The 21,439-nt window shown below is 71.3% G+C and carries 15 protein-coding genes; 8 read left to right on the top strand and 7 right to left on the bottom strand.

The window, feature by feature from the left end; translation table 11 throughout:
- The first annotated feature begins 108 nt into the window (after positions 1–108).
- Positions 109–1,038: a CDP-alcohol phosphatidyltransferase family protein gene (locus tag DSY14_RS18065; RefSeq protein WP_211717760.1), complete on the top strand. Its 930-nt coding sequence runs from the start codon at positions 109–111 to the stop codon at positions 1,036–1,038.
- Between the two features lie 190 nt (positions 1,039–1,228).
- On the opposite strand, the gene DSY14_RS18060 is transcribed toward DSY14_RS18065, so the two are convergent.
- Positions 1,229–2,338, bottom strand: coding sequence for an acyltransferase family protein (locus tag DSY14_RS18060; protein WP_374224022.1), 1,110 nt, complete (start codon positions 2,336–2,338; stop codon positions 1,229–1,231).
- A gap of 525 nt (positions 2,339–2,863) precedes the next feature.
- Between DSY14_RS18060 and DSY14_RS18055 the strand changes: the two genes are divergently transcribed.
- Both DSY14_RS18055 and DSY14_RS18050 read left to right on the top strand, forming a co-directional pair.
- Entirely contained in the window at positions 2,864–4,861 is a 1,998-nt protein-coding gene (locus tag DSY14_RS18055; RefSeq protein ID WP_211717758.1) for an amidohydrolase, read from the top strand.
- 42 nt (positions 4,862–4,903) lie between these two features.
- Positions 4,904–5,665 carry a M48 family metallopeptidase gene (locus DSY14_RS18050; protein WP_211717757.1) on the top strand — a complete coding sequence of 254 codons (762 nt, stop codon included), beginning with the start codon at positions 4,904–4,906 and terminating at the stop codon, positions 5,663–5,665.
- A gap of 210 nt (positions 5,666–5,875) precedes the next feature.
- On the opposite strand, the gene DSY14_RS18045 is transcribed toward DSY14_RS18050, so the two are convergent.
- Entirely contained in the window at positions 5,876–8,047 is a 2,172-nt protein-coding gene (locus tag DSY14_RS18045) for an elongation factor G-like protein EF-G2 (RefSeq protein WP_211717756.1), read from the bottom strand.
- 183 nt (positions 8,048–8,230) lie between these two features.
- Between DSY14_RS18045 and DSY14_RS18040 the strand changes: the two genes are divergently transcribed.
- The 3 genes from DSY14_RS18040 (at position 8,231) to DSY14_RS18030 (ending at position 12,148) form a co-directional block, all read left to right on the top strand.
- Positions 8,231–9,997 (top strand): type II CAAX prenyl endopeptidase Rce1 family protein, encoded by a 1,767-nt coding sequence (locus DSY14_RS18040; RefSeq protein WP_211717755.1) that lies wholly within the window; start codon positions 8,231–8,233, stop codon positions 9,995–9,997.
- Between the two features lie 17 nt (positions 9,998–10,014).
- On the top strand, positions 10,015–10,809 hold the full coding sequence (locus DSY14_RS18035) for an alpha/beta hydrolase (protein ID WP_211717754.1): 795 nt from the start codon (positions 10,015–10,017) through the stop codon (positions 10,807–10,809).
- Positions 10,810–10,900: 91 nt separating this feature from the next.
- The gene (locus DSY14_RS18030; protein ID WP_211717753.1) at positions 10,901–12,148 is read left to right on the top strand and encodes an MFS transporter; all 1,248 of its coding nucleotides are present in this window, start codon (positions 10,901–10,903) and stop codon (positions 12,146–12,148) included.
- A 45-nt stretch (positions 12,149–12,193) separates the two neighbouring features.
- Here DSY14_RS18030 and DSY14_RS18025 read toward each other — a convergent pair whose 3' ends face one another.
- From DSY14_RS18025 to DSY14_RS18015, 3 genes are all read right to left on the bottom strand, one after another.
- Positions 12,194–13,153, bottom strand: coding sequence for a hypothetical protein (locus DSY14_RS18025; RefSeq protein WP_211717752.1), 960 nt, complete (start codon positions 13,151–13,153; stop codon positions 12,194–12,196).
- Positions 13,154–13,643: 490 nt separating this feature from the next.
- A complete protein-coding gene (def, locus tag DSY14_RS18020) occupies positions 13,644–14,201 on the bottom strand; it encodes a peptide deformylase (protein WP_211717751.1) in 558 nt (185 codons plus the stop codon).
- A 115-nt stretch (positions 14,202–14,316) separates the two neighbouring features.
- Positions 14,317–15,129 (bottom strand): aminoglycoside adenylyltransferase domain-containing protein, encoded by an 813-nt coding sequence (locus DSY14_RS18015; protein ID WP_211717750.1) that lies wholly within the window; start codon positions 15,127–15,129, stop codon positions 14,317–14,319.
- An 815-nt stretch (positions 15,130–15,944) separates the two neighbouring features.
- On the opposite strand from DSY14_RS18015, the gene DSY14_RS18010 reads away from it, so the two are divergent.
- On the top strand, positions 15,945–16,622 hold the full coding sequence (locus DSY14_RS18010; protein WP_211717749.1) for a sirohydrochlorin chelatase: 678 nt from the start codon (positions 15,945–15,947) through the stop codon (positions 16,620–16,622).
- Positions 16,623–16,947: 325 nt separating this feature from the next.
- Positions 16,948–17,868 (top strand): aminoglycoside phosphotransferase family protein, encoded by a 921-nt coding sequence (locus DSY14_RS18005; protein WP_211717748.1) that lies wholly within the window; start codon positions 16,948–16,950, stop codon positions 17,866–17,868.
- Positions 17,869–17,995: 127 nt separating this feature from the next.
- Here the strand turns inward: DSY14_RS18005 and DSY14_RS18000 are convergent, their stop codons facing one another.
- Positions 17,996–18,673, bottom strand: coding sequence for a response regulator (locus DSY14_RS18000; RefSeq protein WP_211717747.1), 678 nt, complete (start codon positions 18,671–18,673; stop codon positions 17,996–17,998).
- The gene (locus tag DSY14_RS17995; RefSeq protein WP_211717746.1) at positions 18,654–21,188 is read right to left on the bottom strand and encodes an ATP-binding protein; all 2,535 of its coding nucleotides are present in this window, start codon (positions 21,186–21,188) and stop codon (positions 18,654–18,656) included. The genes DSY14_RS18000 and DSY14_RS17995 overlap by 20 nt, the downstream gene beginning before the upstream one ends.
- Positions 21,189–21,439: the final 251 nt, after the last annotated feature.

The raw sequence follows: 21,439 nt of genomic DNA, 5'->3' as shown, positions 1-21,439 counted from the left end.
GACTCGATTCCCGCCTCTACTCGGGGCCCGACCCATGCCCTCATTCGGCGGCACGACGCCGTGAACCGCGGGTACGGGGGAGACGGCGCCCTCCAGGAGAACTCCCGAATGTCGCGTTTCACTCTCGCGCAAGTCAAGGAAGAGACCTACAAGGCGAAGGACGCCTGGTGGACGGTCTTCCTGGTCGATCCCCTGGCCGGCCGGCTGGTGGTGTGGACGGCGAACCGCACCAACATCACCCCGAACCAGCTGACGCTGGGCGCCGGTGTGCTGGGACTGCTCTCGGCCCTGTGCTTCGTGGCCCCGGTGTGGGCCGGTGCCGCCGGGTGGGCCTGGCTGGTGGCCGGGGCCCTGCTGTTCCACCTGAGCTTCGTGCTCGACTGCATGGACGGCAAGATCGCCCGTCTCAAGGGCAACGGTTCGGTCTTCGGTTCCTGGGTCGACTTCGTCTTCGACCGGATCCGGTTCTTCGGCTGCGTGATGGCCCTGCTGATCGGGCAGTGGGTGATCACCGGCGACGCCGCCTACCTGATCGTCGCGCCGGTCCTGGTCTTCTTCGACCTGCTGCGCTACCTCAACGGCTCGCAGGTGGCCAAGACCCGCAAGTCCATGAAGCAGGCCCTGGCGGTCGCCTCCGGCGACACCGACCGGCTGCGGGACGAGGCGGTCAGCGCCCCGGCCGCCGACCCGGAGGACGACGAGTCCGCGGACGCTCCGGAGAAGGCGAACCCCGCGCCTGCCAAGGGTCTGTACCCGCGCGTGCGCAACGCGCTGCTGCGACGCCGGGTACGCCCGCACCTGTTCAGCGGCATCGAGTTCGAGATGTTCCTGTGCGTGGTCGCCCCGATCACGGTGGTGGTGGCCTTCTTCACCCCGTTGAACAGCCTCATCATCCCGGTCGCGGTCTTCTCCGTCCTGGCGCTGGCCTTCTTCGAGGTCGTCCTCGTGCTCCGCCTGTGGAAGGAGTCGCGCCGCTTCGAGGTACGTCGCCGCGAGCTCGCCGCGGCCCCGCCGGCCGGCTCCGGTACCGGTGGCTGACCGAGGAGGGGCGGTCCGCATCGATGCGGACCGCCCCTCCTCGTCGTTTCCCCTCCGTGCCCGGTGCCCTTCGTCCGGGCACGGAGCGCGGGACCGCGGGTGGTGTGCCGTTCGGGTGCCGAAGATCCCCACTCCGCCTTCAGGTGCCCGAGCACGGTCGAGGCGCGGCGGAGAGCCGGCAGGACACGACCTACGCGGAGGCCCCGCTGGGTTTCGCCGGCGGTTCGTCCTCCGCCCGCCGTGCCTCCGCCCGCTTGTGGGCCAGCCCCTGGTCGTCCTGGCGCAGGAACCAGGTCGCCTGTGGCTCGACGGCCCACTGCAGGCCCTTGCGCACCCAGGCGCTGCACAGTGCCAGCGTGATCGCGGCGCCCAGGGCGATCGTGGCGGCCAGCCCGATCGCGCCGTTCATCGCGTCGTACCAGGGGGACGCCTTGAGCACGAGCAGGATCACCGAGTGCCCCAGGTACACGAACAGCGTGTAGGCGCCGAGCGACGTGAACCAGGTCCGACGCTTGGGCGTGAGCGCCAGTACGGCGACGGTCATCGCCAGGGCGATGCCCATGAAGGCCAGGCGGATGCCGATGCTCGGCATGAGCGGGTCGATGTCGCGGTCGGTGAGGCTGTCCCGCCAGAACAACCAGTCCCGGCTGAGCCGGTCGGAGATCGGCACCGACAGCACGGCGGTGGTGGTCAGTACCACGACGGCGCCGACCCGGACCCAGAGCCGGTCCAGGTGGGCGAAGTGTTCACGGCGCAGACTGAGCCCGAGCACGAAGAAGGGCAGGAAGCTGAGCACCCGCCCCACGGACAGAGTGGTCCCCAGGTCGGTGGTCGTGGCGAAGAGCGAGATGACGAGCGCGATCGCCACGGGCCAGCGCAGACGCTTCCACACCGGAACGGTGAGACGCCACACGAAGAGCGCGACCAGGAACCACAGGGTCCAGGTGGGCTTGAGGATCGACAGGGAGTCGGGCAGCCCGCCGCGCTCCACCGCGTAGAACGCCTGGTGCAGCCCCCAGAAGATGAGGTAGGGCACCGCGATCGAGAGCACCAGCTTCTCCACCCGGGTCGACGAGCCGTCGAAGGACCGGGAGAGGTAGCCGCTGATCATGATGAACGCGGGCATGTGGAAGAAGTAGATCCAGTAATAGAGGGCACTGGTGGGCCCGTAATCGGTGAGCGGTTCGATCGCGTGGCCGATGACGACCAGCGCGATCAGGATGAACTTGGCGTTGTCCAGGCGGGCGTCGCGGCCCGGTGCGCCTGTCGACGCGTCGCTGTGCGCGGGGGTGGCGCTCACGTCGCGCTCGTCCTTTGCTCGTGGGGTCATCGGACTGGTCAGGGATGAGGCCACTCGGGACTCCGTCGTGCGGGTTTGTGGGGCGTGTGCTGCGTCGCCCCGGGCTTCGTGGGTCAGGGGAGCGGAGTGGGACCGCCGGGCGGTGGCGGTGGACCGGTCGATCCGGTGCCGCGTGGCGCGGTCGGGGGGTACCGGAGTCTCCTGTCGGCGAACATGGAGCGTTACCTTACTGAGACATAACGGGGATCGCCAGTGGTTCGCGCAAATCCGGTCATAGCTCACAGAACGCTCTCGCCCCGGGTGGCGGGGCGTGCGGGGCTCCGGCGAGCCCGCGTGAGGTCGCCTCGGAGATGGCTTACCGTGTGCAGACCCTAACCCATGGCACACGGTGATGCGCTCGTCCTCCCCATCATCCGACCTGTGGACCGCACGCGTCGGTGTGAACGCGCGACGCTCGCGAAGATAAGGTGCTCGGAGGCGGCTGTTCCCCTTGCAGTCTCCGCCCGGACGAGAACGAAGAAGGCGGTGGAAACCGTGCCGCACGCGGTGGATCCCAACCGTGCCGCTCAGCACGGAAGCGTGGTCATGAGGCTTCTCGACGAGATCTTCCCGCTCGTGGAGGGTGTCTACGTCGACCTGCACAAGAACCCGGAGCTCTCGCACTCCGAACAGCGCACCGCGAACATCGTCGCGGAGTGGCTGACCCGCACCGGCTACGAGGTCCACAAGGGCGTCGGCGGCACCGGTGTGGTCGGCATCCTGCGCAATGGTCCCGGCCCCACGGTGATGCTGCGCGCCGACATGGACGCGCTCCCCCTGGAGGAGAAGACCGGACTTCCCTACGCCAGCACGGCCACCGCGGTGGACGCCGACGGCGTCGAGGTCCCCGTCATGCACGCCTGTGGCCACGACGCGCACACCGCGTGTCTGGTCGGCGTCGCGGATCTGCTGTCGGAGACCCGCCAGGAGTGGGCCGGCACGATCATGATCGTGGCCCAGCCCGGCGAGGAGACCCTCGACGGCGCCCAGGGAATGATCGACGACGGCCTGTTCGACCGGTTCGGGCGCCCCGACGTCATCCTCGCCCAGCACCTGGGCTCTCAGCCCGCCGGGCTCATCTCGCACCGGGCCGGCATCATCCTCGGTGCCGCCAACGCCTACCGCGTGCGCATCCACGGCGAGGGCGGTCACGCCTCCCAGCCGCACACCACCGTCGACCCGGTGCTCATCGCCGCCAACATCGTCAGCCGACTCCAGGGCGTGGTCTCCCGCGAGATCAGCCCGAGCGAGATGGCCGTCCTCACCGTCGGTCGGATCCAGGCCGGGACCAAGGCCAACATCATCCCCGACGAGGCCTACCTCGAGATCAGCACCCGGGCGCTCAACGAGAACGTCTCGGACCAGCTGGAGCAGGCCATCGGTCGGATCGTGCGTGCCGAGGCCGCGGCCTCCGGCGCCGGACGCGAGCCCGAGGTCGAGCGCTTCCAGGGCAGCGGGGTCACCCACAACGACCCGGCGAGCACCGGTGACGTCGCCGCGGCGCACCTCGCCTACTTCGGCGAGGAGTACGTCATCCACCTGCCGGATCCCTCCCCGGCCACGGAGGACTTCTGCCGCTTCGGTCTGCCCGATGACCCGCAGCCCATCCCGTACGTGTTCTGGTTCGTGGGCGCCACCCCGCACGACGTGTGGGAGGCGGCCCCCGGTGACACGCCCTACGAGAAGATGGGCAACGTCCCCAGCAACCACTCGCCGTTCTTCTCCCCGGCACGCGAACCCACGCTCCGGGCCGGGCTCGCCGCGCTGACCGTGGCCGCCCTGTCCTACCTGGGCAGCGAGAACAAGAACCCGTCGACGCCCGGCCTGCCGCCCACCGTCGTGCCGGTCGGACCCGCCTACTCGGGGCCGGCGCCCACCGACACCGCCGACCCGGGCGCAGCCACCGGAAGCGGCGCGAGCCTGGCCGCCACCGACCCGGCCGAGGCCTTCGGTTTCCCGGAGCCGGTGACCGACGAACCCCTGAGCGTGCCCTCGGGGCCGCAGGACCTTCCCTCGTGGACCCGGACCCCGCCGTCCGGGCCCCAGTTCGTGCCGTCGGGCCCGCAGGAGGCCTACACGGACCCGGTCCCGTCCTCGGTCGAGAGCACCGGGGACCCCCTCACCGGACCGTCCGCGACCGGTACGTCGTTCGACGACAACGACGCCTACGACAGCGCCTTCCTCGCCTCCTCCTGGCCCGCGCCGGGTGAGTCACTCGTGGAGTCCACCGCCGACGCCGACATGGGTGCGGTGATGGGCGAGCAGGACCGGGAGTACGGGGACGAGTGGCCCGGCGGCAAGAGCGACGAGTCGACCCTGTCCGCCGACATGGCGGCCCTCATGCACGAGGAGACGGCGCCCCCGCCGCCCTCCGGTCCTCCCTCGGGTCCGGCCTTCGGTGGCCCGCCGCCGGTGGGCGGAGCGCACGACGCGCCCCCGCCCGGACCGGACGACGACCTGCCCGACACGCAGTACCGGTACTGACCGCGCGTGGGGGTCGTCCCGTGGCGATGGGGTGACCCCCGTGTGCGCCGGTCCCTGCGGCATCACCGGGAGACGTCCATTCTCATCGGATGTGTCCTGGTGACGCTGTTCACCATCGCGGGGGCCGTGAGCCGCGCCCTGTCGGGGGACCCCAATGAGCCCCTGCTGCTGTTGAGCATCCCCGTGCTGGTCTACTTCGTGCGCGGCCAGTTGTACGCCCGTCAGCGGGTCAACGGGGTGCGCATCACGGAGGACCAGTTCCCCGAGGCGCACCGGATGGTGGTCGAGGCCGCCGCGCGGTTCGGGATGCGTCAGGTCCCCGACGCCTACGTGGTGCTCGGCAACGGCGTGGTCAACGCGTTCGCGTCGGGCCACGGGTTCCGCCGCTACGTCGCCGTCAACAGCGACCTCTTCGAGGTGGGCGCCCGTGACCCGGACGCCCTGCGCTTCGTCATCGGCCACGAGGTCGGGCACATCGCGGCCGGACACACCTCGTTCTGGCGACAGTTCGGGGTGTCGGTCGCCAACATCATCCCCGGTGTGGGCAGCACTCTGGGGCGCGCCCAGGAGTACACCGCCGACAACCACGCCTACGAGTACTGCCCCGAGGGCGTGCCGGGCCTACGGGTCCTGGCGGCGGGCAAGTACCTCTACCGCGACGTGGACTTCGACGACATCGCCCGGCGGGCCCACACCGACACCGGGTTCTTCGTGCTGTTGGTCAACCTGCTCTCCAGCCACCCGGTGAACACGTTCCGGTTCGCCGCCCTGGCCGACCGGACGCGCCCCGGCCGCGTGCTGTGAGGCGGGCGCGCCTCCGCCGGGGACGGAGCCCCCGGAGGCCGCCGTGTCACTCCGAGGGCGCCAGTCCGGCCGGAACCTCCCGGCGCGCGGTCGGTGACACCATCCGGCGACCCCCCTCGTCCGACCGGTCCGGCCGCACGCCCTCCGACCACGGTGCCCCGCCCGGACGGCGCCCGCGGCGGGCCCGAGCACGGCCCGCCACGGACCCCGTCAGTCCCCGTCGCGGGCTCGGGCCATGCGGTGCTCCACGTGCTCGGGCAGCCGCTCGTGCCGCAGGTAGTCGCGGGTGAACAGCCCCGTGCCGTGGGAGACCGACCGCAGGTCGACGGCGTAGCGCGCGATCTCCAGCTCCGGGACCTCCGCCCTGACGACGACCCGGCCGCCGTTGGCGGCCTCGGTGCCCACCACCCGGCCGCGCCGCGCGGACAGGTCGCTCAGCACCGCGCCCAGGTCGGCCTCGTCGACCTCCACCGTGACGCTGTCCACCGGCTCCAGCACGGCCCGCTCACAGGAGGCGGCGGCGTCGCGCAGGGCGAGGCGTCCGGCCTTCTGGAAGGCCATGTCGGAGGAGTCCACCGAGTGCGCCTTGCCGTCGTACAGGGTCACCCGGAGATCCACGAGCGGATACCCGTCGTCCACACCGTCCGCCATCTGGGCGCGCACGCCCTTCTCCACGGACGGAATGAACTGGCGGGGCACCACACCGCCCACGATCCGGTCGACGAACTCCAGGCCCGCCCCGGACTCCAACGGTTCCACCCGGATCCGGCACACCCCGAACTCTCCATGGCCGCCGCTCTGCTTGACGTTGCGGCCCGTGCCCTGGGCCGGCACCGTGAAGGTCTCCCGGAGCGGGATGCGGATGTCGCCGGTGGTCACCCGTACCCCGTACCGGTGCTCCAGACGATCCAGGGCGGCGTCCAGGTGCGCCTCGCCCAGGCACCACAACACCATCTGATGGGTCTCGGGGTTGACCTCGACCCGCAGCGACGGATCCTCGGCGACCAGACGGGCCACCGCCTGCGACAGCTTGTCCTCGTCGGAGGCGGACGCGGCGGCGAGCGCCACCGGCATCGTCGGCTCGGGGAAGGCCCACGGCGCCACCCGCAGGGGTCGATCCGGCGCGGAGAGGGTGTCCCCGGTGCGGGCGGCGGGCAGTTTGGACACCATGCACAGGTCACCGGCGATCACCTCGCCCACCGGTCGTGCCTCGCGTCCCAGCGGCACCGACAACGAGCCGACCCTCTCCTCCTCGCCGGTGCGGTCCAGTACGTCCGACGCGCCCAGGCCGGAGACGACCCCGTGGCCGTGCAGGTGCACCTCGGAGTCCGGGGTGAGGGTGCCCGAGAACACGCGCACCAGGCTCACCCGGCCCACGTAGGGGTCGCTGGTCGTGCTCAGCACCTCGGCCACCAGAGGGCCGTCCGGGTCGCAGGACAGCCCCTCGATGGGGCGGCCGTCGGGCCGGACCACGGCGGGGAACGGACGCCGGGTCGGGTCGGGGCAGGACAACGGGAGTTCGCGCAGGAGTTCGCGGACCCCCACGCCCCGGGTCGGGGACAGCGCCAGCACCGGGTGGAGACCGCCCGCCGCCACCGCCAGCTTCAGGTCCGCGATGAGCAGGTCCGGGTCGAGCGCGCCGCCCTCCATGTAGCGCTCCATGAGCGCTTCGTCCTCGCTCTCGGTGATGACCTCCTCGACCAGGGTCGCGCGGAGCGACCCCGCGACCTCGCGGAGTCGGTCGGGCACCGAACGCGCGGCGGGGGCGGAGTCGGCCCCGCCCCCGTCGGAGTAGTCGTAGTAGCGCTCGGAGACCAGTCCCCACAGGCCCACGAGCGCGCGTTGGTCGCCCGTTCCCTCGAAGGCCGGGACGTAGGCGGCGTGCACCCCCGACCCGAAGGTCTCCTGGCACCGGGCGACCACCTCGTCGAAGTCGGCCCGCGGGTGGTCGATCTTGGTGACCGCCACCGCGCGCGGCATGCCCACGGCCGCGCACTCCTCCCACAGCAGTCGGGTGCGCCCGTCCACCCCGTCCAGGGCGGAGACCACGAAGAGGGCGGCGTCGGCGCCGCGCAGGCCGGCGCGCATGGGCCCGATGAAGTCGGCGTACCCCGGGGTGTCCAGCAGGTTCACCTTCACCCCGTCCACCATCACCGGGTTCACGGTGAGGTTCACGGAACGGTGCCGGCGGACCTCGACCTCGTCGTGGTCGCTGACGGTGGTGCCCTCTTCCACGTTTCCGAGGCGTCGGATCTCACCCGAGGCGTGGAGCAGTGCCTCGACCAGAGTCGTCTTGCCCGCTCCGGTCGGTCCGACCAGTGCGACGTTGCGGATGTTCTGGGGCCTGTCGGCCCTGGGTACGGCTACGGTTCGCTCTGCCATCCCTGCTTCCCAGCCCTTCGGGCGTCCGGGTGGTGGCCTCCAGGACCATCACCATGGGTGTGACCTGTGACACTTTCTACGGTCGCTGTTCGTGGCCGTGATCACAAGAGGTCACGCAGTCGATATCCCCAGGGTCAGGATTCGGGGCCCTATGACCCGAGTTGTTCTTCTAGGCTGTCCCCCGTGCCTTGGTCGGAGATTCTTCCCCAGTTCAGTCTCATCGGGACGCTGCTGACGATCCTGCTGTTGTTCTTCGCGGCGTTCGGTGAGCCCTTCCTCGGGCGACGCGCCTTCGCGTGGCTGTCCCGCCGCGAGGGTGACGGGCGTGCCCTGGAGCTGCTGTACGCCGTCACGATGGCCGTCCACCTCCTGTGGGGCCTGCTCGTGTTGGCGGTCGTGCTCACCTCGCCCGAACTGCACCCGGTCGACCTGGGACTGCGGTTCCCGGACGCCTGGGGGCCGGTGGTGGGCGGTGCCCTCGGCGGACTGGTGGCGCTCACCGCCTTCTGGCTGTTGGTCAACGGCAGGCCCACCGCGGACCGGTACCCCGCCCTGGCGAAGCTTCCGGGGGTCGGGTCCAAGCGTGGGAGGAAGGACGACGACGCCGGCACCGAGTCGAGTGGGGGCCGGGGGCGTCGCGGTCACCGCGGACGCCGTGGCCCCGCCGCGCCCATGACGCTGCCCGAACCCGGTCACCGCCAGCACCTGTTGCTGCCGCGCACGCGCAAGGAACGCGCCTTCGCGGCCGGTATGGCGGTCACCGGCGGCGTGTTCGGCGAACTGCTCTACCGCGGCCTGTTCATCGTGCTGGTCGCGAGCATGGACGTGCCGCTGTGGATCGCCGCGGTGCTCTCTGTGGTGCTGTTCTCCGTCGCCCACGTCTACCAGGGTTGGTGGGGGCTGCTCAGCGCCGGCTTCTCCGGCACCCTGTTCACCGTTCTGTACCTGGGCACGGGCAGCCTCGTCGTGCCGATCATCGTGCACGTGGCCCTCAACCTGCGTTCGATCGTCTTCCCACCGGCCGCGGAGCTGGCCAAGGCCGAGGAGTACGACGACCGCGACGGTGACGACGGCTACGACGACTACGACCGCTACGACGACGAGGACGACTACTACGACGACGACGAGTACGAGGAGGAGGGCACCGGCGAGTTCGCCTCGGTGGAGGCCGCCCCCGGCCCCGCGGACGCCACACGGGCCATGCCCTCCCAGGAGCCACCGTCCGCTCCTTCTTCGGGCACACCGCCCTTCGGCGGACCGAGTCCGTCGGCGTGGCCCGGTCCGCAGGGCCCGCCTGCCGGGGACCCTTTCCAGGGTCCGCCCGCCGGTGGCCCGCGTCAGGGACCGCCGCCCGGGGATCCGCGTCAGGGTCCGCCGCGCGGCACCCCACCGCAGGGCCCGCCTGCCGGGGGCCCGTATCAGGGGCCGTCGCACACCGCGCCGCCTCAGGGTCCGCCTGCCGCGGGTGCGTATCCGGGACCGTCCCACGGTGCCCCGCCCCAGGGCCCGCTCCAGGGCGCACCCCCCGGTGGGCCGTATCCGCACCCCCCGCACGTCGCACCACCCCAGGGTCCACCGCCGGGGCGCCCCCAGGGGCCGCCCTTCGGCACCCCGCCTTCCGGGCCGCCGTCCGGCCCTCCCCAGGGGACCCCGCCCTTCGGAGCACCCGGCCCGTCGACGTGGCCCGGACCGCACGACCCCACGTACGGGCAGGGTGGTGATCCTCGGCACCCGGGTCCTTACGGCAGTGCCGGCGGTGACCTGTTCTCCCAGGAGCCGCCCGCGCAGCCGCGGCACGCCCCGGGCGACTTCCTCTACGGCGATCCGCCTTCCTACCCGGACCATGGTCGCGAGCCGGACGAACGTCCCTACCCCGGGTTCGATCCTCGTGATCATCCCTACGGCCCCGGCGACGACACACCGGGGCGGGGTACCCGCCACCGGGACTGATCGTGCACGATGGAGTGGTGTCCGACGCCATCGACCACTCCATCGCGCAACCCCGTGAGCACCGCTACCGTCTCACCACCTCGGACGGGGTGGGCATCGACGCGGTCCTGTTGCGCGCCGCCGATCGCCGGACCACCGCGGTGATCCTGGCCAACGGGTTCACCGGTACCTATCGAAGTCCGCACACCCGGGCCATCGCCGAGGGACTGATGTCCGTCGGCGACGTCATGACCTTCGACTTCCGCGGGCACCACGGCTCCGGCGGCCACAGCACGGTCGGCAACGCCGAGATCCACGACCTCGAAGCCGTGGTGGGTCACCTGCGCGACCTCGGCTACGGCCGTATCGCCGCCGTGGGCTTCTCGATGGGCGCCGCCGTGGCCATCCGGCACGCCGCCATCTTCGGCGGTACCGACGCCGTGGTGGCCATCAGCAGCCCCAGCCGCTGGTACTACCGGGGCACCCGGGCCATGCGCGTCCTGAACCTGTGCATCCGCCGCAGCGTGGGCCGTGCCTTCCTGCGACGGTTCCGCAAGGTTCGTGTCACCGACCAGCGCTGGAACCCCACCCCGGCCGAGCCCCGTGAGATCGCCGGTTCGGTGGCCCCCGTGCCGCTGTTGGTGGTGCACGGTGACTCCGACGGCTACTTCCCCGTCGCGCACGCCACCGCCATCTACGACGCCGCCCGACGGCCCAAGGACCTGTGGGTCATCCCCGGCATGGGGCACGCCGAACGCGCGGTCGGCGCGGACCTGGTGGCCCGGTTGCGCGAGTGGCTCGACGAACGTCTGACCGTCACCGAAGAGGCGTGAACGCGGCCGGGTGATCGCGGTCCCGACGGGTGCGCTCCGAGGCGGGAAGACCCACGTCGACAGTGGGTGTCGGCGCCGGTACAAAGGAGGGATGACCCGATCCATCGCCTCCTCCGGGACCGCCTCCACCCCCACCGACATCCCGGGGTTGAAGGGGCGTGGGTTCGCCCTGCTCATCATGGCCACGGCGGTGGGCCTCTGCGGTTTCGCCGCGGTCCTGCCGCTCGTCCCCCTCTGGGCCACCCGTGGGGGCGCCGGCGCGTTCGGGGCGGGTGCCACCACGGCCGCCTTCATGCTCACGACGGTCCTCACCCAGCTGGGCATGCCCTGGCTGCTGGACAGAGCCGCCGGTTACCAGTGGACCTTCCCGGTCGGTGCGCTCATCATGGGCCTGCCCACCCCGCTGTTCGCGCTCACCAGCGACCTCGGCCCGCTCATCGCGATCTCCGCGGTGCGCGGGATCGGGTTCGGTATGGTCACCGTCGCCGGGACCGCCCTGGCCGCCCGGCTCGTGAACCGCGCACAGGTGGGTCGTGCCACCGGCTACTACGGGCTGGCCGTGGGGCTCCCACAGATCGTCATCCTGCCGGGTGGTGTGGCGCTGGCCCTGCGGTTCGGTTTCGACACGGCGTTCTGGATCACCGGGATCTGCGGTGTGGTCGCGGCGGCGTTGGCTTCGGGGATCCTGTTCGCCGACGGCGGCCGGAACCGGGCCGCGCTGAGGAACGCGGGCGACACCACGACCGCGTCGACGCCCGCCCTGCGTGGACCGCACCTGTGGGTGGCCCTGGCCACTCCTCTGATCCTCATGCTGGCGCTGTCCTCCGGGGCGAGCGCGATCGTCACGTTCCTCGCCATCCCCCTGGAACGGGCGGCCTGGTTGGTCGGCGCGCTCCTGGCCGCGTACGCGCTGATGGTGGTGGTCGGGCGTTGGACCGCCGGGGTGATGTTCGACCGCTACGGGCGCACGATGCTCCTGCTCCCCGGGGCCACGGTGGGGGCTGTGGGGATGGGCCTCATCACCGCGGGTCTGTGGGGTCTCGGCGACGCCGCCCCGGGGCCGGCCACGGCCGCGCTGGTGCTGTGCGGAGCCGCCCTGTTCGGGCTGGGCTTCGGCGCCGTGCAGAACGAGACCGTCACCCTGATGCTGGATCGGGCCGGCCCCACCGGTCACGGCCGGGCCAGCGCCGTGTGGAACATCGGCTACGACGCCGGCACCGGAGCGGGCGCGGTGGGGTTGGGACTGGTCATCCAACTGCTGGGCTACGGTCCGGCGTTCGCCGTGGTCGCCGTGGCCCTGGTGGCCGTCGTCCCCCTGGCGCTGCGCCGCGCCCGGTGAACGGCGGCGGTCAGGGCCGCCGGGGGGCGACGGTGAGCACGAGGATCAGTAGGAGCTGACGTGCACGTGGTCGTAGTGGTTCTGCGTCAGGTCACCACGGTCGTTCATGTACGTCCACTGGCGTGAGGTGGACTGCCAGATCTGCTGTTCCCAGATGATGTACTTGATGCCCAGCCGGTCGGCGTTGGCGATGCCGTAGTCGGCGATCTGCGTGCCGAGCTGGCGGTTGGCCTCCGTGGGGGCCCCGCCGTTGGCGCTCATCATGAAGTCGCAGGCCCGGCCGTCACCGTGGTCGTCGGCGCTGGGGCGCCAGCAACCCACGGGGAAGGGCGCGCCGAACTCCATGATGATCTCGTCGCGGATGGCCGCCATCCGCGGCTGGGTCTGGTCCCAACCGCCGCCCTGCGCGCTCTCGGGGATGCTGCCGTCGCCGGGGGTCTCGGGGACCTGCTCCTCCTCGTACTCGGCGATGCGGTCCGCGACCTCCTCGCGCTGCTCCTCCAGGGTGTCGATGAGGTCGGAGGCCTCCGACAGCTCTCCCTGGAGCTCCTCGGTGACCTCGGCCTGTTCGTCGCGCAGATCGATGAGGTCGCTGATCTGTTCGGCCTGGCTGTCCCCCAGGTAGGTCACGGTCGCGGCGTCCGCGAACATGTCCTCCGGTTCGCTGGAGAACACGATCTGCAACGCCGGGTCGAACCCGTCGCTCTTGTACCGCGCCGCGGCGATGCCGGACACCCCCGTGCGGGAGCTCTCCAGGCGCTCCTCCAGGTCCACGAGAACCTCTTCGGCCTCGTCCACCCGGTCCTTGATCTCGGTGAACTGGAGCAGTTCGCCGTCGTAGGTCTCCTCGAGCTCGTCGGCCCGCGCGGTCAGCTCGTCGATGTCCAGGTCGTCCGGGTCGGCATGGGCCACCCCGGACAGGCTCAGGAGGGTCGCGGTGCCGACGGTGACCGCGGCCAGGGGCAGGCCGCGTCGGGAGGCGGCGTTCTGAGGAGAGGAAGTCATGTCAGCTCCGTCGATGGTGCGAGCGCGTCGGTCACGCCCTGGGCGACGGTCCTGCTTGCGTCACGGGAGGGGCGGAGGATCCGCGGCCGACCATACGAGATCTCGGTGTTATCTGCACAGTGTGTTGACTCGTGATGATGTGGGGGAGTGAGCGGGGTCTGTCCGAAGATACCCGGGGCCCACGACCAGAACGGCACGTGCCCGTTCCTCGGCGTGGACCCCGGGGACGGAAGCGACCCCGTGGGGGTCGATCGAGGTCGAAGGTCCGCGCACCGGGGTGCCGAAGGTCCCCGGCCACCCGGCGGTCGACCACGGGTCGAAGCACGGCGGCCCGGAAAGGACGCGGCTCTTCCAGCCCGGACGGGTGTTCCGCGTACGCGCCGGCACCTCCGACACGGGGGTGTTCCTCGGTGCGGGAACCGCGGGTCCGGCCTTGCCGTGAGGCGCCCGAACGCCGGCCACGGCGTCGGGGAGGCTCCGAAGAGCCGGCCTAGCCGATCCCGCCGAACGCGCCCGGCAGACGGACCGACGTCGTCGGAGCGGGCCGGTCCGCGGGGAGGAACCAGTCCGAGTGGCGGATGTCGCGCAGCGCCCGCTTCCGGTCCTCGGCGGAGAGCCGATCGATGTAGAGCATGCCCTCCAGGTGGTCGGTCTCGTGCTGGAGGCACTGCGCCATGAGCCCCGTGCCCTCCACGGTGATCGGCGCGTTGCGCAGGTCCACCCCCCGGACCACGGCCCGCGCGGCGCGTCGGGTCCCGTACCAGAGACCGGGGATGGACAGGCAACCCTCGTCACAGTCCTGGAGCTCCTCGGACAGTTCCACGATCTCGGGGTTGATCACGTACCCCACCCGCCCTTCGACGGCGTAGCTGAAGACACGTGAACCCACCCCGATCTGGGTGGCGGCCACTCCGGCCCGTCCGGGGGCGTCGACGGTGTCGAGCAGGTCCCGCACCAGCTTCTCCGTGCGCTGGTCGAACGTGGTGACGGGTGCGGTCTTGGTGACGAGTACTGGGTCGCCGAAACGGACGATGGGGCGCATGGTCATGCGTCCCAGATTAGGGCCTTTTCGCTCGACCGAGGGTGGCGTTCCCCGCGGATCGGGTGCCGTCTCCGCGTGGGCCGGGGTCGCCGGCCGGGAGGGAACGCGAGGGAGCGGTGGCTCAGGTGGCCAGACCGGGGCGCAGCGACTCGTCCAGGACCATCTCGATGTAGTCCAGGGCGGCGCGGCGACGGGCGAGCGCGCTCTCGTACAGCGAGGGGGTCTGGGCGCCGCGGCGGACGCGCAGGCACTCGTTGACGATGCGCTGCCACCGTTCGGGGAAGGCGTGCAGGGCGTAGGCGCCGGCCCCGGACTTGGAGGTGATCTCACCGGTCTTGAGGGTGAAGTGCAGGCGGCTGACGCTGAGCACGCTCCAGGACGGGGCGAGCGAGCCCAGCACGGCCAGACCGCGCGGGGTGACCAGACGCCCGGCCTTCTCCCGCCAGCGGCGCCACTGTTCGTCCAGGGACCCCAGGGACCACGAGCGCAGGCTCTCGGGCTCGTCCCACACGTCGAGCTCGACCGGGTGGGGGCCGCGGACGGTGACGCCGCGTTCGGCCAGGACGTGCCATGTGGCCGGGTTGACGTCGGCGGTGCCGCGGGAACGGAAGCGTCCGTTGATCACGGAGGGGACGGGACCGCACTCGGCAGGGGCGCGCCCGAGTTCCTCCCACGTGAGATGGATCCCGTTGAACTGCGGTTCGGACACCTGGTGCCGGGTCCGGTGGTGGATGCGACGCAGGGTGTCGAGGTCGTCGTCGGCGAGGTGGCGTTCGGTGACGATCACGAAGTCGACGTCGCTGGTGTGCGGACGGAAGTCGCCGAGGGCGACCGAGCCGGTCAGGTAGAGGCCCTGAACGAGGCCGGGGGCCTCCTGGTCGGCGTTGGCGAGGAAGGCCTGGGTCAGCGTCTGCACCCTCGGGTGGACGGCCATGCTCACTCCAGTCTGGACGGTTCTGCGGTCGCGAGTCTGTGTGGAGGGGGACGTCGGTGCGCGGGTCGGTGCGGTCGGCTCGCGTGAGCGGAGGTGCTCGCGGGGGCGGTCGGGGCCCGCGTGGGTCCTCCCTCGGGTTCCAAGTGTGGTCGCGGTCGGGTCCGATTAGCAAGTGATGGTGCCGGAACCGCACCCTGTCCCCCCACGTCAAGTGGTGTGCGGGTATCGGGGCCTGGGGGAGTGCCCACCCTTGACGGGTTGTTTCGGGCCATGGTAAGCGACCGCGGTTCCCGGCGGCTGTCCACCCGTCGGTGCGGTGGAGCGTACACCGAGCGTGGTCGGGTTCGCCGGCAGGTGAGAATCGTGTGCGCATTCCGTGGCACGTGCATTCGCCCCGTGCATTTGCATTTGCTCGGACTTGGGTGGATTTCTCTGTAGAGGCCGGGCGGGGTTGTGGTCGTGTGCGGTTCCGGCCCCGTTCACGTGTGTTGTGCGACGGATTCTCCTTCTGCGTGGACGCATCGGCCGCGTTCTCCTGAATGAATATGCGCAGGTGGGAAGCGATGGTCGGGAATGGTCGGCCGCTCGCCGTCTTGCGGCGACGGAGCACCGTGATGCGTTCCACTTTCTGAGAAGTGGACAGAACGTCTTTTTTTGGAGATTGTTATGGTTCACCAAGTCTTCCCCTGGTGATAACCATCAAAGCCATTGCCTGCTGTTTTTCTTCGCGTAACACTGGGGCACCCCTCTGAAACCGCACCTCTTTACGCTCGGTGGGCAACGGCAGATCACAGAACGATTCCAAGGAGCCGTGCATGGTCCCCACGATGGTCCTCGTAGCCGATGATTCACGCGACGCTCAACGCCGGGATGCCCTACGCGGGCTGGCCGAAGCGGTGGCCGACAGAGGTGAGGCGCCCGTCACCGCGGCTTTCGGAAGTCCCGAGGAGGTCAGGGCGACGATCCGTTCGGTCCGCGGTCCCAAGGTGGTGGTGCCCGCCTATGTCGCCGGGGGCGATGTCGCGAGCGCGCACCTGTTCTCCCGGCTCGACCTCGCCCGCCTGGAGAATTCCTGCCAGACCAGCCCGCTGGGAGCGGTCCCGTCCATTGTGGCCGACCTGGCCGCGCGGTTGGGCGACTCCGGCCGGCAGCCCGAGGACGGAGTGGTCCTGGCCGCGGACGGTACCACCGGCACCGAGGAACGCCAGGTCGTCATGGACGTGGCCCGCATGTTGAGCCGACGCCTCGCCTCGCCGGTCCAGATCGGTTACCTGCGCACGTGGGCGCCGTCCGTCTTCGACGCCGTCGATCGGCTGCGCAGGGACGGCCGCGAGCGCGTCGCCGTCGCCGCGTGGCGTCTGGTGGACGGTCCCGACTTCGAGCTGCTCCGCGGTCTCGACGCGACCGCCATCACGGCGCCCCTGTGGCCGTCCGATCTGGTGGTGGACACGCTGCTGGCCCAGCACCGGGCCGCCAAGGGGCGCCTCTCCTGACGTACCGGGGCATGGGCCACGACGAGGTCGGGCCGACGAAGCCCCGGACACGTCGTTACCGCGACCACGAGGATGGGTATGTGCCTGAGAGGCGGGAACTCCCCGCACTCACAGCGCGGTCTCCGCTGCCGTGTCGACACCCTCGCGGTGCGGCGACGGTCCGGGCAGGTTCCCTTCCGACACGGGACGGAAGGCCGGCCGGCGCGCGGACGCCCCGTGACCGGCCCGGGCGCCGAGCGGACGGCCCCGGTCGAGCACCCCGTCCGCCGGTCCCGACGGGACCGGACTCCGAGGGTGGCGACGCGAGCGAACCTAAGGTGGATGTATGAACGACGTCACAGCGCAGTTCGTCGATGACCGGCAGCGCCGTCGACTGGAACGGCGCTTCGGCAGCCACGTCGCCGAGTGGCTGACGGAGCTGCCGGCGGTCGTCGAGAAGCTCGCCGCCGAATGGCGACTCACCGTGGAGGGCCCCGCGCCCCACGGCCGTACCTCCGTCGTCCTCTGCGTCCGCCGTGCCGATGGCTCCGAGGGCGTGCTCAAGCTCTCCCCGGACAGTGGCTTCGTCGTGGCCGAGGCCGACCTCCTGTGGTTGTGGCGCGGGACCCGTCGGGTGCCCGACGTATGGGACGTCGACGCCGACCGCGGAGCCATTCTGATGGAGCGCGTGGACGGCGAGACCATCGCCGCCAAGGGTGTGCTCCCGCCCATGGAGACCATCGGCGGTCTCATCGCCGAACTGCACGCGGTGGAGATCACCCCGGCACAACGCAGGGAACTGCGACCGCTCACCGCGCGCGTGCAGTTCATCTTCGACATGTGGAACCGCGAACGCGTCGAAGGGCCGGCCGCCGAGGTCGTCCCCGCCGCCCTGATGCACCACGCCTCCGCCAAGGCCCGCGACCTGGCCGGCGGGGACGTCGACATCGTGCCGCTCCACGGCGACCTGCACCCCGGCAACGTCATCGACGGTGGCCCCCGGGGGCTCGTGGTCGTCGATCCCCGAGCCTGCCTGGGCGACGGGGCCGTGGACGCGGTCGACTGGGCCCTGTGGAAGGCGACCGACGTCGCCGAAGTGGAGCGCCGGGTGGGCGTGCTCTCCCGGGCCATGGGCGTGGACGGCGATCGGATGATGGAGTGGGTGCGGGCCTTCGCCCCCTGTGTGGCCGTCGCCAAGGTCAACCGTGGTCAGACCGGCTCGGTGGAGCTCGACCTGCTGATGCACCTGTGCGAGGTCCCCGTCTGACCCGCGTGCGCCGGACCCGCCGCCCCCCGGGGCCCCGTGCCGCCTTCCGACCCGGTCCCGTGCCCACCCCTGCCCCGGGGACACCGACCCCTCCGACGGGTTCACGGCGACGCACGCCGCCGTGGGTTCAGGCGTCGCGTTCGAACCGGTAGCCGCGGCCGGCCTCGGTGATGAGGTACCGGGGGTGCGAGGGATCCGGTTCCAGCTTGCGACGCAGTTGCGCCATGTACACCCGCAGGTAGTTGGTCTCGTTCTGGTACGTGGGTCCCCACACGTCGTGCAGCAGTCGACGCTGACTCACCAGACGCCCGCAGTTGCGGGCCAGGATCTCCAGGATGTGCCACTCCGTCGGGGTCAACCGCACCTCCTCGCCCTCGCGCAGCACCCGTTTGGCGCCCAGGTCCACCTCGAAGGAGGCGGTCCGCACCACGGGGGCCTCCTCCACACGCACGGCCCGGCGTTCGGCCGCGCGCATGCGGGCCAGGAGCTCGTCCATGCCGAACGGCTTGGTCACGTAGTCGTCCGCGCCCAGGTCCAGGCAGCGCACCTTCTCGCCGGCGGAGTGCCGTGCGGACAGCACGATGATGGGGACCTGGGTCCAACCGCGCAGGTGCCGGATGACCTCCATGCCCTCCATGTCCGGCAGCCCGAGGTCCAACAACACGACCGTGGGCAGGTGCTCGCGGGCCAGCCGCAGCGCCCCCGCGCCGTCCGCCGCGGTGTCCACGTCATAGCCCCGCGCCCGCAGGTTGATCCGCATCGCCCGGATGATCTGTACGTCGTCGTCAACGACCAGGACCCGCATCGGCCCGCCTCTCGTCTTCCTCGTCCTCCGGCGCCGCCGCACGCAGCGTGAACACCATCGTCAACCCACCGCCCGGTGTGTCCTCGGCGTTCAGGTCACCGTGCATCGCCTCCACGAAACCACGCGCCACCGCCAGTCCCAGGCCCACACCCGTGCCCTGAGGCGCGTCACCCAGCCGCTGGAAGGCCTCGAACATCCTCTGTTTCGCCTCGTCCGACACCCCCGGACCCCGGTCCACCACCCGCAGTTGCACGCTGTCGCCGTGGGCGCTGGCCGACACGAGCACGGGCGTGCCCGGGAGCGGGTTGTAACGGACCGCGTTGGTCACCACGTTGGCGACCGCCCGGTCCAGCAGACCCGCGTCCACGCGCACCCGCGGCAGGTCGTCGGGCACGTCCACCAGCACCGCGTCACCCGGCACCCCCAGCAGGGTCGCCGGCAGCACCTCGTGGAGGTCCACCGCCCGTATCCGCGGCACCACGCTGTCGGTCTGCACCCGGCTCATGTCCAACAGGTTGCCGATGAGCCGGTCCAGCCGGTCGGTGGACTCCTCCACCGTTTCGAGCAGCTCCGCGCGGTCCTCGGCGGACAGCTCGATGTCGGTGGCGCGCAGACTGGAAACGCTCGCCTTGATGGAGGTCAACGGGGTGCGCAGGTCATGGGAGACCGCGGCGAGCAGCGCGGTGCGTATCCGGTTGCCGGCGGCCTGGGCGCGCGCCTCGGCCACGTCCCAGGCCAGCTTGCGGTGCTCCAGGGTGATGCCCACGTGGGTGGCGAACGCGGCCAGCACCCCACGGTCCGCGGCGGGCAGCACCCGACCGCGCAACGCGAGCACGATGGAGTCGGAGACGGTCACCAGCGCGTCGGCGTCCTCGGGGGACTCACAGGAGGGAGCCCCCACACTGTGCACCGGGTGCCAGCCCCCGTCGTCCACACGTTCCAGCAGGGTCGCCGAACGCTGCCCGAAGGTCTCCCGGATCCGCCGCAACAGCGCCTGCAGGGGCTCGTTGCCGGCCAGAACGCTGGAGGCCAGGAGCGCGACGGCGTCCGCCTCGGCCCGTGCGCGCACCGCCTGCGCCGACCGGCGGGCCGCCATCTCCACCATCACCGCCACCAACGAACCCACCAGGACGAACACCGCCATCGACAGGAAGTTGTCGGAGGACATCGAGGGGCGGCCGTGCAACGGTGACAACAGCACGGTGAGCAGCACCGCGCTCCACAGCGCCGAGGCGACCGCCGGGCGCAGGCCGCCCACCGCCGCCGTCGCCACCGTGATGAGCAGGAGGAACAGGGGGTCGGCGGCCGGGCCGATCTCGGCGAAGAACGGCAGCGCGAGGATGAGGGTGACCAGGGGAGGGGCCATGAGCGCGAGCGTCCACCCCCACACCCGGCGGTGCTCGTTCAGCCCTCGTCCCGGCGCGGGCAGCAGCCACCGGCCGCCCCCCACCTCCTCGTGCGTGACGATGTGCACATCGATGTCGCCGGACTCGCGTGCCACGATGGTGCCCACGCCCGGCCCGAACACGTACTGCCAGGTGCGCCTGCGCGAGGAGCCCAGCACGATCTGCGTGGCGTTCGCGCCCCGGGCGAACTCCAGCAGTGCCGAGGGCACGTCCGTCCCCACCACCTGGTGGTAGGTGCCGCCCAGTTCGGCCAACAACCGGCGCTGGAGCAGGAGGTCGCCGGAGGGCCGCTCGCCTCGGCCGCTGGGCGGAACCACGTGCACCGCGACCAGGTCGCTGGGCTGGGGGCGGCCACCGCTGGAGCGGTCGGCGACCCGGGCGGCGCGGCGGATGAGGGTCTCGCCCTCGGGGCCGCCGGTCAGCGCGACCACCACCCGTTCGCGTGCGGCCCAGGTGTCCCGGATCTGGTGTTCTCCCCGGTAGCGGGCCAGCCCTTCCTCCACCCGGTCGGCGGTCCACAGCAGCGCCAGTTCCCGCAGGGCCGCGAGGTTGCCCTCGCGGTAGTAGTCGGCCAGCTCGGCGTCCACGCGTTCGGCCGGGTGCAGGTCGCCGTGGGCCATGCGTCGGCGCAGTTCCTGGGGTGTGACGTCGACCAGTTCGATCTCGGCCGCCGCTCGCACCACCCGGTCCGGCACGGTGTGCTCGGTGTACACCCCGGTGATGCGGTGGACCACGTCGTACAGCGATTCCAGCTGGTGGATGCCCACCGTGGACAGGACGTCGATCCCGGCGGCCAGCAGCTCCTCCACGTCCTGCCAGCGGGTGGGGTTCGGGGATCCCGCGCCGTTGGGCCTGGCCAGGTCGTCGACGACCACGAGTTCGGGCCCGCGGGTGATGACCGCCGCGGTGTCCACCGAACCCGATCCGTGCGGGGGAACGGTCTCCAGACCCCGCAGCAGGGCCGAGGTCTCGGTCCTGTGGTGGGTGTGCACGGCGCCGACCACCACGTCGGTGCCGCGTTCGGCCCGCCGACGGGCCTCTTCCAGGGCGTGGTGGGTGGTGCCGACACCGGGTGCCGAACCCAGATGGATGCGGAGTCGTCCTTTCACACTCCCATTGTCGACGGGTTCGGGGGCGCGCGGGCGGGTTCCGCGGACCCCGGGTGTCGTTCTCGTGTGGCCGGAACAGGCCGGGTGGGCCGGTCACGGCCACGCCCGGTGGTCGGCGGAGGAGTGTTCTTTTCGTGTCCCCGGCGTCGGATAGAACTGAAGTCCCCGGGACGACCCGGGGCACATACGCCGATACCAGGAGTACGAGGTACCCCCGATGGGACAGCCCCCGCCCCCGCACGGTCCGCAGG

The organism is Nocardiopsis sp. MG754419, assembly GCF_018207095.1.
In the GTDB taxonomy this organism is placed as follows: Bacteria; Actinomycetota; Actinomycetes; order Streptosporangiales; family Streptosporangiaceae; genus Nocardiopsis.
Note: the sequence above shows the minus strand (reverse complement) of the source record. Positions and strands in the feature narration are given on the sequence as shown.